This is a genomic window from Mesorhizobium sp. P3_A2 (genome assembly GCF_056403115.1).
The window spans coordinates 403633-418849 of sequence record NZ_JBFUGC010000005.1 but is presented as its reverse complement, the minus strand read 5'-3'; the positions used below and the strand labels follow the sequence as shown (position 1 = coordinate 418849).

Sequence of the window (15217 nt, the reverse complement as noted above, 5' to 3'; positions counted from 1 at the left end):
CGCGACTATACGGCTGCCGTCATGCCGCCAGGCGGGCGATCCGCTGCAGCCGCTTCAGCGTGGTGTCGTCCTGCAGCGCCTGCTGGAACAGCGTGATCTCGCGATCGATGCGGTCGCAGAGCACACCCGTATCGCCCTTGAGCAGGCCTCGCGTCTGCAGAAGGGCTGCAACCGGCTTCTTGGCCAGTTGCCTTGCCCTACCGATCGCTGCCTCCTCGGCACTGCCATCGGCCACGATCTCGGCGACGAGGCCAAGCGCCTTGGCGTCTTCGGCGCCGAGCGTATCGCCCAGGCAAAAGAAGCGGAAGGCTCCGGCATAGCCGAGTTTCTGCGGCGCCAGGATCGAGGTTGCCGCATCCGGCACCAGGCCGAAATCGACAAACGGCACCCGGAAGGTGCTGTTGCTCGAGGCGATCACCATATCGCAGTGGAACAGGATGGTGCAGCCGACGCCGACGGCATCGCCGTCGACACAGGCCAGCACCGGCTTGGGGAACGTCGCCAGCGTGCGGAACATGTCGGTGACGGCGGCGATCAGCTGCTGGTGCTTGGTGGAGTCGAGGAACTCGGAGAAATCGCCGCCGAGGCAAAAGCAGCCGGCCAGGCCACGCAGCACCACGACACGGACATTGTCGTCGACGGCGGCTTCATGGAGGGTCCTGGCCAGGCTTGCATAGGCGCGCCTGTCCAGAACCGGCCGGCCGTCATGCGACGACACGGTGACGACCAGCGTGTGGCCACGCAATTCGGGTTGGGGGTCAAAGCTCATTTGTCGTCTCCGATCTCACGATGCCTGCCGCATGCCGAGCATGTCGGGCGTGCCCCTGGCCAGCACGGGGGCGTGATGGTTGCGGCGCGAGCGCACGACATCGAGCGTGTGCGCGTTGAAGGTCAGCAAGGTTGCGACGACCTGCTGGTTGCCATAGGTGCGCTGATAACCGAGCGGCGTTGCCAGGAAATGCAGCTGCAGCGCCCGCAGCACCCACATCGGTTCGAACTCGATGATCACCTGGTTGACGTCGCGCTTCAGTCCCCACTCGACGAAGCCGGCGATCAGCTCGGTGCCGACCGTCGACACGCCGCGCTTGCCGTCGCGATAGCCGGGCGCCACCGCGTAGCGGGTCAGCTCCCAGACCCTCGGTCCGGAGGGTGGCGTGCCTTCATAGAGATCGGCCAGCACCTCGGTCAGCAGATGTGGCCGCGTCGTCGGCAACATGCGCTGGTAGCCGGCGAGTTCGCCGCCGCGGATGACCAGTTGGTGCACCGCCTCGTCATGATCGAACTGATCGATCTCGAGGCCGTCGGGGCGCTTCAGATCTGTCCAGCCCATCTCTTCGACGAAGATCTTGTAGCGAAGACGATGGACAGCCTCCCAAAGGTCGGGACGTTCCATCAATTCCTGTGTTGTAAGAGCGAAAAGCATTAGCCGTCTCCTGGGCTCAAGAGGAAGATACGGCCGCACGTTCCAGATAAAATTGCGTGATCACGCAGGCAGGAATTTTCTAGGTCGGCACGGCCGACCTAGCTAATATAGCCGCGCCTAATCGCTTCGGCGACGGCTTGCACCCTGTTGACGGCACCGAGTTTACTCTTAGCGTTAAGGAGATGTTTTTCGGACGTGTGCTCCGAGATGCCGAGTATCTGCGAAATCTCCCATTCGGACTTGCCGACGGCTGCCCATTTCAGGCATTCGCGCTCACGCGGGGTCAATTCGATGTGATCGATGGTGTTGGCCGCCATCGTGTGCAGTTGCATGGCGCGGCCGACCGCATAGGTCGACACCAGCGACACCAGTCCGAACTCGGCGCCCGACAATTCGACGGCCTCGCCACCCAGCGAGACCATGACGATCTGGCCTTCGAGCGTCACCAGCGGAAAGGCCAGGCCGTCGCGCAGCTTGAACTCTCTGGCGTCGCCCATCACCTCGCCGCTGCTCCTGTCGACGCGGATGCCGCGCGACGCCTCGCGCCATTGGAACGGCGCCTGCAATTCCTTCATGTGGCTGACAACGGGATCATGGTCGACATAGTTGCGCGCCACATAGCGCTCCAGCCATTCCACAGGCCAGTCGCACAAAAGCACGTGGTCCTTTTGCTGGGCACGCGGCGTGCCGGGTTGCGGGACCGTTCCCGCCATCAGCGCCGTCAGGCCAAAATGCGAGGTGACGCCAAGCAACGTTTCACAAACCGCAGCCGCCGTGTCGGCATGCTGCAGCTGGTCCATGTATTCCAGCGTGCGATCGAACTGACTCATCGCAACATCTACCCCATGTTGCCTACCGCTCTTGAGACCGATGCTACGCGCCTAATCCGCACTTCGCCATCAACCCCGGATTGCAAGCCGCATGCTTGGTTTTTCTAGCGCAGCGACCGCTTGCCCTCGGACCGAATCTGCGCGCCTATTTGCAACCTCTTAAAAGCATAACCCGAAATTTGCCCTTTGAAATCAAAAACAATTGTGCCTGCGCCGTTTTCGTATCAAAAGCCAACGGCCAAGACGCGCGGAGTTCTTTCGTGACATCTCGCTGGATAGCCATCGCCTTGCTGTCGCTGCTGGTCGGAGCGCAGCCTTTTGCCGGCGTCGCACGGGCGGCGGAACCTCAGGTTCCGGTGCTTTGGGACGCCAAGGAACGGCTGCCGAAACCGGATCTCTCGGCGCTGCCGAGGCTCCGATTCCTCACCACAACCGATTTCCCGCCCTTCAACTTTCTCGACGGCGCCGGCCGGCTGTCCGGCTTTCACATCGACCTGGCGCGGGCGATTTGCGCCGAACTCGACATCGCCGACAAATGCCAGATCCAGGCGCTGCCCTGGGCCGAGCTCGACGACGCGCTGCAGAAGGGCGAAGGCGAGGCGATCATCGCCGGCATCGCCGCGACGCCGGAAACGCGGGCGAAATACAGTTTTTCGCGCTCCTATCTGCAGTTTCCGGCGCGCTTCATCATGCCGAAAGCCAAGGCCTTCGCCGAGCCGATCCTCGACAAATTGCGCAGCAAGCGGGTCGGCGTGCTGGCCGGCTCGGCGCATGAAAAAATGCTGCGCGATTATTTCGGCACGGTGCAGATCGTCCCCTTCAACAGCCCTGAAGACCTCTACACCGATTTGAAAAGCAGCAAGATCGACGCCGCCTTCGGCGACGGCATGCGCTTTTCCTTCTGGCTGGGCGGCACAGACGCGGCAGGCTGCTGCCGCTTCGCCGGTGGCCCTTATCTCGCGCCGGAATATTTGGGACCCGGCATGACGATTGCCACAAGGGCCGGCGACCCGGCGCTGGCAGCGGCCATGGACTACGCGCTGCAGGAAATCTCGGTGAAGGGCACCTTCGCCGAATTCTATCTACGCTATTTCCCGGTCAGTTTCTTCTGATCCGGTCCTGGTCAGCTTTTTCTAGGGGCTACCGGCGAGACTTTTAGGTCAACGTCCGCAGCCGCGCCTTCGCGCCGCGCGCGATGGCCGCGGCGGTCAGCGCGTCGAGATCGAGTTGGCGGCGGATCAACTGCAGCACCCGCAATTCCTCCATGCGCATTTCGAGATCGACTGCGGCAACCTCGAAGGCGGCGGCATAGGCGGTGTCGTGCAGCCGCTCGGGCAAAGCCTCGGCGACACGTTCGAGAACGCCTTCCAACCCATCCTTTTCATGCAGCATCTTCTGGCAGTCCTGCGCAACGGCGATCAGCCTGTCCTGCTTGAAATCCTCGAACACCGGCCAGCTGCGGACGACGTCGCCGATGCGTGCCAGTTCGACATCGGTCATGTCGCGGTCGGACGCCGAGGTGATGACCATCAGGTAGATCAGGGCTTCATGCGTGGACGGCAACGGCATTCAAAACTCCTTGATATTGGGTTTCGAAGGTAGGGACGCGGTATCAGTGCCGCAAGGAAAAACCGCCGCGCGCGTTGACGCCCAAGGCGTGCACGCCTAGAGACCGGTTGAAAAACTCCGATCCGGCGATGCCGGTGCATGATTTGGAAGACAGCGACATGACGGGATCAAACATCGCCGATCTCAACCCCGAAATGCTTGCGGCAGCAGCCGAAAGCAAGGCCTGGCCTTTCGAGGAAGCCAAAAAGATCATCGAGCGCTACAAAGGAGCCGACTTTCCCGAGACCGTGTTGTTCGAGACCGGTTACGGGCCGTCGGGCCTGCCGCATATTGGCACTTTCGGCGAGGTCGCCCGCACCTCGATGGTGCGCCACGCCTTCCATGTGCTGACCGGAAACAAGGTCAAGACCAAGCTTCTGTGCTTCTCCGACGACATGGACGGCATGCGCAAGATCCCCGACAATGTGCCGGATCGCGCCGCACTCGAGCCGTACCTGCACATGCCGCTGTCGTCGGTGCCTAATCCGTTCGGCGGCGACTATGCGAGCTTTGCCGACCACAACAATGCGATGCTGTGCCGGTTCCTCGACACGTTCGGCTTCGACTACGAATTCGCTAGCGCGACGCAGTACTACAAGGCCGGCCGCTTCGATGCGATGCTGCTGCGCGCCGCCGAACGCTATGACCAGATCATGGCGGTGATGCTACCGACGCTCGGGCCGGAGCGCCAGGCGACCTACAGCCCGTTCCTGCCGATCTCGCCGAAGAGCGGCCGCGTACTGTACGTGCCGATGAAGCATGTCGATGCCAAGGCCGGCACCATCACCTTCGACGACGAAGGCACCGAGACCACGCTTTCGGTGACCGGCGGCAAGGTCAAGCTGCAGTGGAAGCCGGATTTCGGCATGCGCTGGGCAGCACTCGGCGTCGATTTCGAAATGTTCGGCAAGGACCACCAGACCAATGCGGTGGTCTACGACCGCATCTGCAACATCCTGGGCGGGCGCGCCCCAGAGCATTTCGTCTACGAGCTGTTCCTCGACGAGAACGGCCAGAAGATCTCGAAGTCGAAGGGCAACGGGCTGACCATCGACGAATGGCTGCGCTATGCGCCGACCGAAAGCCTCGGCCTTTACATGTACCAGCGGCCCAGGCAGGCGAAAAAACTCTATTTCGACGTCATCCCGAGGGCCGTGGACGAGTACTACACCTTCCTCGGCGCCTATCCGCGCCAGGACTGGAAGGAGCGGCTGGGCAATCCGGTCTGGCATATGCATGACGGCAAGCCGCCTGCGATCGACCTGCCGGTGCCGTTCTCGCTGCTGCTCAATCTGGTCAGCGCCTCCAACGCGCAGAACAAGGATGTGCTGTGGGGCTTCATCTCGCGCCATACGTCCGGCGTGACGCCGGCAACGCATCCCGAGCTCGACCAGCTGGTCGGCTTCGCCATCCGCTATTTCGACGATTTCGTGAAGCCGACGAAGACGTTCCGGCCGGCCGACGACGTCGAACGCGTGGCGCTGGAAGCCCTTGGCAGCGCGCTTGCTGCCCTACCGGCCGGCGCTGACGGCGAAGCGATCCAGAACGCTTCGCTCAACGTCGCGCGCAAGATCGAACGCTATCAGGATCATTCCAAGCAGAGTCCGGACGGCGGCCCCGGCGTTTCCGGTGCCTTTTTCCAGATGATTTACCAGGTGCTGATCGGCCAGGAGCGCGGCCCGCGCTTCGGCTCGTTCGCGGCGCTTTACGGCATCGCCGAGACGCGCGCTCTCATTGAGCGGGCGCTGGCTGGTCAGCTGGCGGCGTAGCATCCGTCCCAGCCGGCGGCGTGTCTGTCGCCGGGGCATCGAGGATCGGCTGCGACTCGGTCGGTGCGGCAACCGGCGTTGGCGCCGGTGGCAGGCCGCCAAGATCGGGCGCGGCGCCGAAGATGCCCTTTTTGGCGTCGCGCGCCTTGTCGCCCGCTTCGACATAGGGGCCGCTTGCCACCGCGCGTGCCCAGCCGTTTTCGACCAGCCACTGGCCGACATCCTGCTTGCCGATGCGGCATTCGGCGACGATCAGCTCGCGGTCGGCCTCCGGCGGTATCTTGCACGCCACGGCCCGGCCGCGCAGGAAAGATCGGAACGCGGTGCGCGCGCGAACGCCGCAAGCCCAGGACTTGCCGTCCTCGGTGCAGGTCTCGTCCTCCCTGACGATGTCGATGCCGGAAACCGCAACGGAATAACCATTGGCCTCGATCAGGCCGGCGGCGGATGCGACCGGCTGGAACAGTTTTGTCCCGCCCCAGTCGTCGACTGCTTTCGGCCGGCGCGGCTTGGGCGGTCCGGCCAGCGCCAGATCGCTCAGCGGTGCGCGCGGTTCGACCCGTTCGAGCTTCTCTGACGGCAGCGGCGGCGGTGCGATGGCCTCTGGATCGATCGCTCTCGAATGCACCGGAGGCGAAGGCACCGGAGGACTGGGGGGCTGGATTTGGGGGATGGCCGAGGTCGCCGGCTCTTCGGGCACGATGTCAGCGGCCGGGTCGATCTGGTCGACGACGACGCTGCTCTGCTCGGGCTGCAGGACGCGGCCACCGGCGACAACCAGGGCCACCATCGCCGGGACCGCCAGCACGGCCAGGGCCAGTTGTAAGAGCCGCACTACTGGCTTGCCCAGACGATCCGCGCCACCCATTCGACATCGCGCATCGCGATGTCACGGTCCGGGTGGTCGGGATTGAGCGAGATCAGCACGATCGATTTCGACGTCTGACGGTCGAGCACCTTGGCCATGACCTCGCCGGCATTGGTCTTGACGACCACGCGGTCGCCCTTGCGGGTGGCGGCGCCCGGCTCGACGATCAGCACATCGCCATTGCGGTAGAGCGGCAGCATGGAATCGCCCTGCACCTTCAGCGCATAGGAGGTTTCCGTCGCCCGCGCCGGAAGCTCGACCAGATCCCAGCCCTGGCCGGAGGGATAGCCGGCATCGTCGAAGAAGCCGCCGGCGCCGGCCTGGGCAAAGCCAAGCAGCGGCACCGCTGAACGCTGCGCTGTCGTGGCGCCTGCGGTCTTGGCGCGGCCTTCGACCAAGCCGGTGAATTCGTCGAGCGAGGCGCCCGTCGCCTCGATGATCTTGGCCAGCGATTCGGTCGAGGGCCAACGCGGCCGCCCATCCGAGGACAGCCGCTTGGACTTGTTGAACGCGGTCGAATCCAGGCCGGCACGCCGGGCAAGGCCTGAGGCCGACAGCGAATAACGCTCGGCGAGAGCGTCGATGGCGGCCCAAACGCGGTCATGCGAGAGCAAGTCGCTCTCCTAAAAACAGGAAAAAATACCTTTCCTTCATAGCGCGCGACCGTCCGCTTGTCCACCGGCAGTCCCGATCACAAAAGGGTTCAGTCGCCCGACTTGGCCAGGTTTCGCAATCCCTGGTGGGAGGTCATAAAAGTCCGTTCGGCCTCTGTCGGCGGCCGCGGCTGAACGGAATGGCCAAGTGCTGTCACAACCTCGTCGATGTCGACAAAGCGACGGCCGGGTCGGTCATAGACACCGCCCGTCGTCATGATCAAAGCGGCCGTCTCGCCATTGTCGAGGACAAACCGGTGCCTGCCGATGACCTGGGTACCTTCCCAGGTCTCGATCGAGGACATCACCTCAAAGCGACGCCACAGCCTGATCTCGCGCACATAGACCGACTCCAGACCTCCGATCATCGGCGCCCAGCCTTTCTTGCGCGCCAGCGCGATCAGGCCGACGCGCAGGAAGATGTCGATGCGGCCGAGATCGGCCAGCATCATGTAGCGGGCGTTGTTGAGATGGTTGTTGAAGTCGATGTCCGTCGGCAGACAGCGGAAAGCCAAGCGGCTTTCGCTGCCGACCGCGTAGGGGCCACGGCGCCTTGCCGTGGCCACCATGCGCATCAGGCGCCCCCAGACGTACATGGGGCGCTAGATCAAGCTGCCTTCTTCACCTCGCCCCTCGCATAGGGATCGAAGCGCTGGTAGAAGGTCTCGCCCTTCTCGGCCAGGTCGAGCAGCAGCTTGGGCGCCTTGAACTCGGCGCCGTATTTCTTCTGCAGGCCCTTGGCGATCTTGACGAACTCTTTGGCGCCGATGCCGTCGATATAGGACAGCGCGCCGCCAGTGAACGGCGCAAAGCCAAAGGCGAGGATCGAGCCGACATCGGCCTCGCGCGGGTCGGTGACGATGCCCTCTTCCATCACCCTTGCCGCTTCCAGCGCGATGGTGACCAGCAGGCGCCGCTGCAGCTCCTCATAGTCGACCTTCTCCGGCTTCAGCTGCGGATAGAGATCCTTCAGCCCCGGCCACAGCTTCTTCTTGGCGGGCTTTGCGGGATAGTCGTAAAAACCCTTGCCGTTCTTGCGGCCGAAGCGGCCATGGGTGTCGACCAGCGTGTTGATCAGCGCCATCTGCCTGGGGTCGACGGCCTTGTCGCCGAGGTCCCTGATGGTCTGCTTCATGATCTTCTGCGCCAGGTCGATCGCCGTCTCGTCGGTCAGCGCCAGCGGGCCGACCGGCATGCCGGCGGCCTTGGCGGCATTCTCGATCATCGGCGCCGGAACGCCCTCGATCAGCATCTTGTAGGCTTCCGACATGTAGCGCAGCACGCAGCGGTTGACGTAGAAGCCGCGCGTGTCGTTGACGACGATCGGCGTCTTCTTGATGGCGCGCACGAAGTCGATGGCGGTGGCCAAAGCCTTCTCGCCAGTCTTCTTGCCCAGAATGATCTCGACCAGCATCATCTTGTCGACCGGCGAGAAGAAGTGGATGCCGACGAAATTCTTCGGCCGCGCCGAATTCTTGGCCAGCGCGGTGATCGGGATGGTCGAGGTGTTGGAGGCAAAGATCGCCGACGATTTCAGTACCACTTCCGCCTGTTCGGTCGCAGCCTTCTTGACGACCGAATCCTCGAACACCGCCTCGACGACGAGGTCACAGCCGGCGAGATCGGCATAGTCCGCCGTCGGCGTGATCAGCGACAGCAGCGTCTCCTTCTCCTCGGGCTTGGCGCGGCCCTTCTTGACCTGGTCCGAGATCAGGCTGTCGGAATGTGCCTTGCCCTTCTCGGCCGACGCCATGTCGCGGTCGAGCAGCACGACCGGGATACCGGCCTTGGCGGTGACGAAGGCGATGCCGGCGCCCATGAAGCCGGCGCCGAGAATACCGATCTTCTTGAACCTGGTTTCCGGCACGCCGGCCGGGCGGCGGGCGCCCTTGTTGAGCTCCTGCAGCGAGACGAACAGCGAGCGGATCATCGCCGCCGCTTCCTTCGACTGCATGATTTCGGTGAAATAGCGCTGTTCGATCCGCAAGCCGGTGTCGAACGGCACCAGCAGGCCCTCATAGACGCATTTCAGGATGGCCGCGGCGGCCGGATAATTGCCATAGGTTTCGCGGCGCAGGATGGCGATGGCCGGCGGCCACAGATTGAAGCCGGCGGGCGAATAGATCTGGCCGCCCGGCAGCTTGAAGCCCTTCTCGTCCCAGGGTTGGACGGCTTTCAAGCCGTTCTTGATCATCGCCCTGGCGGTCTCGATCAGCTTGCTCGGTTCGGCGACCTCGTGGATCAGGCCCATGGCCTTGGCCCTCTGCGGCGACAGGTTCTGGCCTGTGGTCAGCATCTGCAGCGCCTGCTGCTGGTCGGTCAGCCGCGGCACTCGCTGGGTGCCGCCGGCGCCGGGGAAGATGCCGACCTTGACTTCCGGCAAGGCCATCTTGACCTTGTCACTATCGGCTGCAACGCGGCCATGGCAGGCAAGCGACAGTTCGAAGGCGCCGCCCATGCAGGTGCCGTTGATGGCCGAAACCCAGGGCTTGCCCGAGGTTTCGAGCTTGCGCCAAAGCGCGCCCATACGCCCGGCATTGTCGAACAAAAGCTTTGCGGCCTTCTCTGGATCCTTGCCTTTCTCCTTGGCAAAGACCGTCAGCATCTTCTGCAGCATGGTCAGGTCGGCGCCACCGGAGAAGCTGTCCTTGCCCGAGGTGATCACCGCACCCTTGATGCCAGCGTCGGCCACCACCTGGTCGATGATCTTGTCGAGCTCGTTCATCACCTCTTCGGTGAAGACGTTCATCGAGCGGTCCGGCATGTTCCAGGTGACCAGCGCAATGCCGTCTGCGTCGGTGTCGACCGTGAAGTTCGTGTAGGTCATGTCTCTCTCCTTCCGGCCGAAAATCAGACGCGTTCGATGATCGTTGCGGTGCCCATGCCAGCGCCGATGCAGAGCGTCACCAAAGCGGTGTTCAGGTCGCGCCGCTCCAACTCGTCCAGCACGGTGCCCAGGATCATCGCGCCGGTGGCGCCGAGCGGATGGCCCATGGCAATGGCGCCGCCATTGACGTTGATCTTGTCGTGCGGGATGTCGAAGGCCTGCATGTAGCGCAGTACCACCGACGCGAAGGCCTCGTTGAGCTCGAACAAGTCGATGTCCGACAGCTTCATCTTGGCGCGCTTCAACAGCTTCTCGGTGACGTCGACCGGACCGGTCAGCATCAGGACCGGCTCGGAGCCGATATTGGCGAAGGCGCGGATGCGGGCGCGTGGCTTCAGGCCCATCGTCTTGCCGGCCTTCTTGGAGCCGAGCAGCACGGCGGCAGCACCGTCGACGATGCCCGACGAGTTGCCGGCATGGTGAACGTGATTGACCTCTTCGACTTCCGGGTGCTTCTGCACCGCAACGGCGTCGAAGCCGCCCATCTCGCCAGGCATGACGAAGGACGGGTTGAGCGAGGCCAGCGACTGCATGTCGGTCGACGGGCGCATGTGCTCGTCATGGTCGAGGATGGTCAGCCCATTCTGGTCCTTGATCGGGATGACGGAATTCTTGAAGCGGCCATCGGCCCAGGCCTTGCCGGCGCGCTTCTGGCTCTCGACCGCGTAGGCGTCGACGTCGTCGCGGGAAAAGCCATATTTGGTGGCGATCAGGTCGGCCGAAATGCCTTGCGGCACGAACCAACCGGGCAGACCGACGGACGGATCCATAAACCAGGCGCCGCCGGAGGCGCCCATGCCGACGCGCGACATCGATTCGACGCCGCCGGCAATGACGATCTCGTCGGCGCCCTGCGCGATCTTGGCAGCGCCGAAATTAATGGCGTCGAGACCCGATGCGCAGAAGCGCGAGATCTGCATGCCCGGAGCCTTGTTGTCGTAGCCGGCCTCGAAGGCGGCGGCACGCGGAATGACCGAGCCGGCCTCGCCGACCGGATCGACGCACCCGAAGATGATGTCGTCGACATTGCCGGTGTCGAGCCCGTTGCGGTCGCGCAGCGCCTCGAGCGTCCTGGCAGCAAGCCGCACCGCCGGCACTTCGTGCAGCGAGCCATCCTTCTTGCCCTTGCCGCGCGGCGTGCGCACGGCGTCATAGACATAAGCTTCGGCCATTTTCTTGCTCCTTGGGTTTGCCGGTCGTGGCTCTCAGAGAGAGCGGCCGATCAGCAATTTCATGATCTCGTTGGTGCCGCCGTAGATGCGCTGGACGCGGGCGTCGCGGAACATGCGGGCGATCGGATATTCATTCATGTAGCCATAGCCACCATGCAATTGAAGGCATTCGTCGACGACTTTTCCCTGCAGGTCCGAGAGCCAGTATTTGGCCATCGATGCCGTCACCGGGTCGAGGCCGCCATTGATGTGGCGAGTGACGCAATCGTTGTAGAAGACGCGGCCGATGGTGGCCTCGGTCTTGAGTTCGGCGAGCTTGAACTGGGTGTTCTGGAACTCGATGATCGCCTTGCCGAAGGCCTTGCGCTCCTTGACGTAATCGATGGTCAGCGCCAAAGCGCGCTCGATCATGGCGATGGCGCCGGTGCCGATCTGCAGGCGCTCCTGCGGCAATTGCTGCATCAGCTGGATGAAGCCCTGCCCTTCCTCGTGGCCAAGCAGGTTCGAGGTCGGCACGCGCATGTCGTTGAAGAACAGCTCCGAGGTATCGTTGGCCTTGAGCCCGATCTTGTCGAGGTTGCGGCCGCGCTGAAAACCTTCGACCTCGTCGGTCTCGACGACGATCAGCGAGGTGCCCTTAGCGCCCTTGGCCGGATCGGTCTTGGTGACGACGATGATGAAATTGGCGAGCTGGCCGTTGGTGATGAAGGTTTTCGAGCCGTTGATCTTGTACTGGTTGCCGTCCTTCTCGGCGCGCGTCTTGACACCTTGCAGGTCGGAGCCGGCGCCCGGCTCGGTCATGGCGATGGCGCCGATCAGTTCGCCGGTCGCCAGCTTCGGCAGCCATTTCTTCTTCTGCTCTTCCGAGCCGTAATGCAGGATGTACGGGGCGACGATGGCATTGTGCAGGCCGATGCCGAAGCCGTCGACGCCGACATGGCCGATCGCCTCGATGAGGGCGCTCTCATGCGCGAAGGTGCCGCCAGAGCCGCCATACTCCTCCGGCATCGAAGCGCAGAGCAGGCCGGCGGCACCCGCCTTGCGCCAGCTCTCGCGGTCGACCATCTCGTTCTTCTCGAACTCGTCGTAGCGCGGCGCGATCTCCTCCGACATGAAGCGATGCGCCATGTCGTAGAGCATGCCGACCTCTTCCGCCGCCCAGGCGGGCTTCGGCAAAGAGAGCACTTCGGCTGGATTTGTCGCCACGATTTCCTCCGCGTTCCGACAATGTGGGCCGGCAGCGCCGGCCCGACAAACCTAGAACGCTTCCGCCGGCAGCGCCATTAGCGTGTCCGCACCACTGGAAATGCGGGCGAGATGTGCCGACGTCTCGGGCATGATCCGCTCCATGAAGAAGCGCGCCGTCACCACCTTGTTGTCGTAGAAGGACTGGGAGCCGTTGGCGCCGGTCTTGGCCTGGGCCGCCTTGGCCATCTGCGCCCACATGTAGCCCAGCGCCACCAGGCCGAAGAGATGCATGTAGTCGGTCGAGGCGGCACCGGCATTGTCGGGCTTGGCCATGCCGTTCTGCAGCAGCCACATGGTCGCCGCCTGCAGATCGTTGAGGCCCTTCTTCAGCGCCTTGGTGAAGGGCGCCAGCTTCTCGTCGGAACGGTTCTCCTCGCAGAACTCGCCGACGTCTTTGAAGAACGCCTGGATGGCGCGACCGCCGTTCAGGCCGAGCTTGCGGCCAACGAGGTCGAGCGCCTGGATGCCGTTGGCGCCTTCATAGATCATGGCGATGCGGGCATCGCGCACGAACTGGCTCATGCCATGCTCTTCAATGTAGCCGTGGCCACCGAACACCTGCTGCGCCATCACGGCGTGGTCGAAACCCTTGTCGGTGAGCACGCCCTTGATCACCGGCGTCAACAGGCCGGTATAGTCGTCGGCAGCCTGGCGGTCCTTGTCGTCGGTGGAGCGGTGGGCGATGTCGGACTTGATCGCCGTCCACAGCGCCAGCGCGCGGCCGGCCTCGTTGAAGGCCTTCATGGTCATCAGCGAGCGGCGGATGTCGGGATGGACGATGATCGGATCGGCCTTCTTATCCGGCGCCTTGGCGCCCGAGAGCGAACGGCCCTGCAGCCGGTCCTTGGCGTAGGAGACCGCGTTCTGGTAGGCGATTTCCGACAGCGACAGCCCTTGCAGGCCGACGCCGAGGCGGGCTTCGTTCATCATCGTGAACATCGCCTTCAGGCCGCCATTCTCCTCGCCGAGCAACGTGCCCTCGGCCTCGTCATAGTTCATGACGCAGGTCGAATTGCCGTGGATGCCCATCTTCTCCTCGATCGAACCGCAGGAGAGCGTGTTCTTCTCGCCCGGATTGCCCGAGGCGTCGAGCTTGAGCTTCGGCACGATGAACAGCGAGATGCCCTTGACGCCTGCCGGCGCACCTTCGATGCGGGCCAGCACCAGATGGACGATGTTGTCCGACATGTCGTGTTCGCCGGCCGAGATGAAGATCTTCTGCCCGGAAATCTTGTAGGTGCCGTTGCCGTTCGGCACCGCCTTGGTGCGCAGCAGGCCGAGATCGGTGCCGCAATGCGGCTCGGTCAGGTTCATGGTGCCGGTCCAGGAACCCTCGACCAGCTTCGGCAGCCAGGTCGCCTTCTGCTCGTCGGTGCCGTGGGTGATGATCGCCGCGATCGCGCCTTGCGTCAGGCCGGGATACATCATCAGCGCCATGTTGGCCGAGACCATGTATTCAGCAACCGCAGTGTGCACCGCATAGGGCAGGCCCTGGCCACCGAATTCTACGGGCGCCGCCAGTCCCATCCAGCCGCCTTCGCGATACTGGTCGTAGGCCTCCTTGAAGCCTTTCGGCGTCGTCACCGAGCCGTCGTCATGCCGCACGCAGCCTTCCATGTCGCCGACGCGGTTCAAGGGATGCATGACGTTTTCAGCGAGCTTGGCGCCCTCGGCGAGGATCGCCTCGACCACATCGGGCGTCGCGTCGGCAAATCCGGGAAGATTGGAATAGCGCTGGTAGCCCAGCACCTCATTGAGCACGAACAGCGTGTCCTGGACGGGAGCCCTGTAGATCGGCATGTGTTTCCTCCACCATGCGGGTCTTTGGCCGCGAGATCAGGTCCCGAAAACGAGGTCGGGGCAGCATGCAGACCAATGTTGAAAGCGAGATAGCAAAAATTGACGTTTGCGTAAACGTCAATTTTATTGCCGCGACAAAATTTCCTTGTGCCAGCCTATCGGCACGAGGTGTCAGACACCAGCGGCCCATGGGTTGACCAAGCGAAGAGGGCGGCAAAACGAAAAGAGCCGCGCGGTCGGCCCGCGCGGCTCTTTCAAAACGTCTCGGCGGAGCGAGATCAGCTGGCGGCGCTGGCCGGGGCGGTGCGCTCGGACAACATCTGGCGCACGGCCGACATCGAGCCGCTCAGTTCGCTGATCGCGTCGTCGATCAGCGCGCGCTGCTTCTGAAGGCGGGCAAGCTGCTTCTCCGACTTGTCGAGAGCCAGCCGCAGCTGCTTGGTGTTGGATCCCGTGGGATCGTAGAGATCCATCATCTGCTTGACGTCGCGCAGCGAGAACCCGACCTTGCGGCCGAGCAGGATCAGCTTCAGCCGCGCCTTGTCGCGACGCGTGTAGAGGCGCGTTGCGCCGTCGCGCTTCGGATTGAGCAGGCCCTTGTCTTCATAGAAACGCAGCGTGCGCAGGGTCACGCCGTACTTCTTGGCCATCTCGCCGATGCGCACGAGTTCCTCGCCGGCTTCGACAGATATATTGTTGGTGTTGGCCGCGGCTTCGCCGGGCGAAACAAGTTTCATGGTCACTGGCTTTCCCCTGTAGTGGCGTGGCGGTCTCGGACCTTGCAACGCCTGAGTGGAAGCGGGGGCATGCTTCCACTGGTGGGTTTCAACGAATTCATCGCAAAAGGCACGAACAGCGCCCCTCTTACGTTTACGTCAATTCTATATCGATAGCCGCCTCATGACGCAAGGGCGTTCTGGGATTGCGAAACCTTATGCCGCACCCTCGGTACCGGGTCC

At 63.4% G+C, this 15217-nt stretch carries 14 protein-coding genes; 2 read left to right on the top strand and 12 right to left on the bottom strand.

All coding sequences use genetic code 11. The features are described 5' to 3' along the window. Nucleotides 1–19 precede the first annotated feature (19 nt). The 3 genes from AC1DXM_RS14840 to AC1DXM_RS14830 form a co-directional block, all read right to left on the bottom strand. On the bottom strand, nt 20–769 hold the full coding sequence (locus tag AC1DXM_RS14840) for an enoyl-CoA hydratase-related protein (protein WP_477233707.1): 750 nt from the start codon (nt 767–769) through the stop codon (nt 20–22). A 15-nt stretch (nt 770–784) separates the two neighbouring features. Beyond that, nucleotides 785–1423 (bottom strand): acyl-homoserine-lactone synthase, encoded by a 639-nt coding sequence (locus tag AC1DXM_RS14835; RefSeq protein WP_436257998.1) that lies wholly within the window; start codon nt 1421–1423, stop codon nt 785–787. A 98-nt stretch (nt 1424–1521) separates the two neighbouring features. Further along, a complete protein-coding gene (locus AC1DXM_RS14830) occupies nt 1522–2253 on the bottom strand; it encodes a helix-turn-helix transcriptional regulator (RefSeq protein ID WP_477233706.1) in 732 nt (243 codons plus the stop codon). A gap of 290 nt (nt 2254–2543) precedes the next feature. On the opposite strand from AC1DXM_RS14830, the gene AC1DXM_RS14825 reads away from it, so the two are divergent. Then, nucleotides 2544–3365 carry a transporter substrate-binding domain-containing protein gene (locus tag AC1DXM_RS14825; RefSeq protein ID WP_477233745.1) on the top strand — a complete coding sequence of 274 codons (822 nt, stop codon included), beginning with the start codon at nt 2544–2546 and terminating at the stop codon, nt 3363–3365. 43 nt (nt 3366–3408) lie between these two features. Here the strand turns inward: AC1DXM_RS14825 and AC1DXM_RS14820 are convergent, their stop codons facing one another. Continuing rightward, nucleotides 3409–3822 (bottom strand): tellurite resistance TerB family protein, encoded by a 414-nt coding sequence (locus tag AC1DXM_RS14820; RefSeq protein ID WP_477233705.1) that lies wholly within the window; start codon nt 3820–3822, stop codon nt 3409–3411. A 158-nt stretch (nt 3823–3980) separates the two neighbouring features. Here AC1DXM_RS14820 and AC1DXM_RS14815 point away from each other — a divergent pair, with 158 nt between their 5' ends. Beyond that, nucleotides 3981–5630 (top strand): lysine--tRNA ligase, encoded by a 1650-nt coding sequence (locus tag AC1DXM_RS14815; protein WP_477233704.1) that lies wholly within the window; start codon nt 3981–3983, stop codon nt 5628–5630. On the opposite strand, the gene AC1DXM_RS14810 is transcribed toward AC1DXM_RS14815, so the two are convergent. From AC1DXM_RS14810 to AC1DXM_RS14775, 8 genes are all read right to left on the bottom strand, one after another. Further along, nucleotides 5593–6465, bottom strand: a complete 873-nt coding sequence (locus AC1DXM_RS14810) for a thermonuclease family protein (RefSeq protein WP_477233703.1) — start codon at nt 6463–6465, stop codon at nt 5593–5595. The two genes, AC1DXM_RS14815 and AC1DXM_RS14810, sit on opposite strands and share 38 nt — an antisense overlap. Further along, the gene (locus AC1DXM_RS14805) at nt 6465–7112 is read right to left on the bottom strand and encodes a S24 family peptidase (RefSeq protein WP_477233702.1); all 648 of its coding nucleotides are present in this window, start codon (nt 7110–7112) and stop codon (nt 6465–6467) included. The genes AC1DXM_RS14810 and AC1DXM_RS14805 overlap by 1 nt, the downstream gene beginning before the upstream one ends. 89 nt (nt 7113–7201) lie before the next feature. Further along, a complete protein-coding gene (locus tag AC1DXM_RS14800; RefSeq protein ID WP_477233701.1) occupies nt 7202–7747 on the bottom strand; it encodes a thioesterase family protein in 546 nt (181 codons plus the stop codon). Nucleotides 7748–7758: 11 nt separating this feature from the next. Then, nucleotides 7759–9978, bottom strand: a complete 2220-nt coding sequence (locus AC1DXM_RS14795; RefSeq protein WP_477233700.1) for a 3-hydroxyacyl-CoA dehydrogenase NAD-binding domain-containing protein — start codon at nt 9976–9978, stop codon at nt 7759–7761. A 23-nt stretch (nt 9979–10001) separates the two neighbouring features. Continuing rightward, nucleotides 10002–11210 carry an acetyl-CoA C-acetyltransferase gene (locus AC1DXM_RS14790; RefSeq protein WP_477233699.1) on the bottom strand — a complete coding sequence of 403 codons (1209 nt, stop codon included), beginning with the start codon at nt 11208–11210 and terminating at the stop codon, nt 10002–10004. Between the two features lie 33 nt (nt 11211–11243). Next, a complete protein-coding gene (locus tag AC1DXM_RS14785) occupies nt 11244–12416 on the bottom strand; it encodes an acyl-CoA dehydrogenase family protein (protein ID WP_477233698.1) in 1173 nt (390 codons plus the stop codon). Nucleotides 12417–12467: 51 nt separating this feature from the next. Then, a complete protein-coding gene (locus AC1DXM_RS14780; protein ID WP_477233697.1) occupies nt 12468–14258 on the bottom strand; it encodes an acyl-CoA dehydrogenase in 1791 nt (596 codons plus the stop codon). 278 nt (nt 14259–14536) lie between these two features. Then, nucleotides 14537–14995, bottom strand: coding sequence for a MerR family transcriptional regulator (locus AC1DXM_RS14775; protein WP_477233744.1), 459 nt, complete (start codon nt 14993–14995; stop codon nt 14537–14539). Between the last annotated feature and the right edge of the window lie 222 nt (nt 14996–15217).

Excerpts from the sequence above, each read along its gene's own strand:
- AC1DXM_RS14780 (WP_477233697.1), bottom strand. The coding sequence starts at position 14,258 with ATGCCGATCTACAGGGCTCCCGTCCAGGACACGCTGTTCGTGCTCAAT.
- AC1DXM_RS14815 (WP_477233704.1), top strand. The coding sequence starts at position 3,981 with ATGACGGGATCAAACATCGCCGATCTCAACCCCGAAATGCTTGCGGCA.
- AC1DXM_RS14840 (WP_477233707.1), bottom strand. The coding sequence starts at position 769 with ATGAGCTTTGACCCCCAACCCGAATTGCGTGGCCACACGCTGGTCGTC.
- AC1DXM_RS14790 (WP_477233699.1), bottom strand. The coding sequence starts at position 11,210 with ATGGCCGAAGCTTATGTCTATGACGCCGTGCGCACGCCGCGCGGCAAG.
- AC1DXM_RS14830 (WP_477233706.1), bottom strand. The coding sequence starts at position 2,253 with ATGAGTCAGTTCGATCGCACGCTGGAATACATGGACCAGCTGCAGCAT.
- AC1DXM_RS14795 (WP_477233700.1), bottom strand. The coding sequence starts at position 9,978 with ATGACCTACACGAACTTCACGGTCGACACCGACGCAGACGGCATTGCG.
- AC1DXM_RS14820 (WP_477233705.1), bottom strand. The coding sequence starts at position 3,822 with ATGCCGTTGCCGTCCACGCATGAAGCCCTGATCTACCTGATGGTCATC.
- AC1DXM_RS14800 (WP_477233701.1), bottom strand. The coding sequence starts at position 7,747 with ATGTACGTCTGGGGGCGCCTGATGCGCATGGTGGCCACGGCAAGGCGC.
- AC1DXM_RS14835 (WP_436257998.1), bottom strand. The coding sequence starts at position 1,423 with ATGCTTTTCGCTCTTACAACACAGGAATTGATGGAACGTCCCGACCTT.
- AC1DXM_RS14775 (WP_477233744.1), bottom strand. The coding sequence starts at position 14,995 with ATGAAACTTGTTTCGCCCGGCGAAGCCGCGGCCAACACCAACAATATA.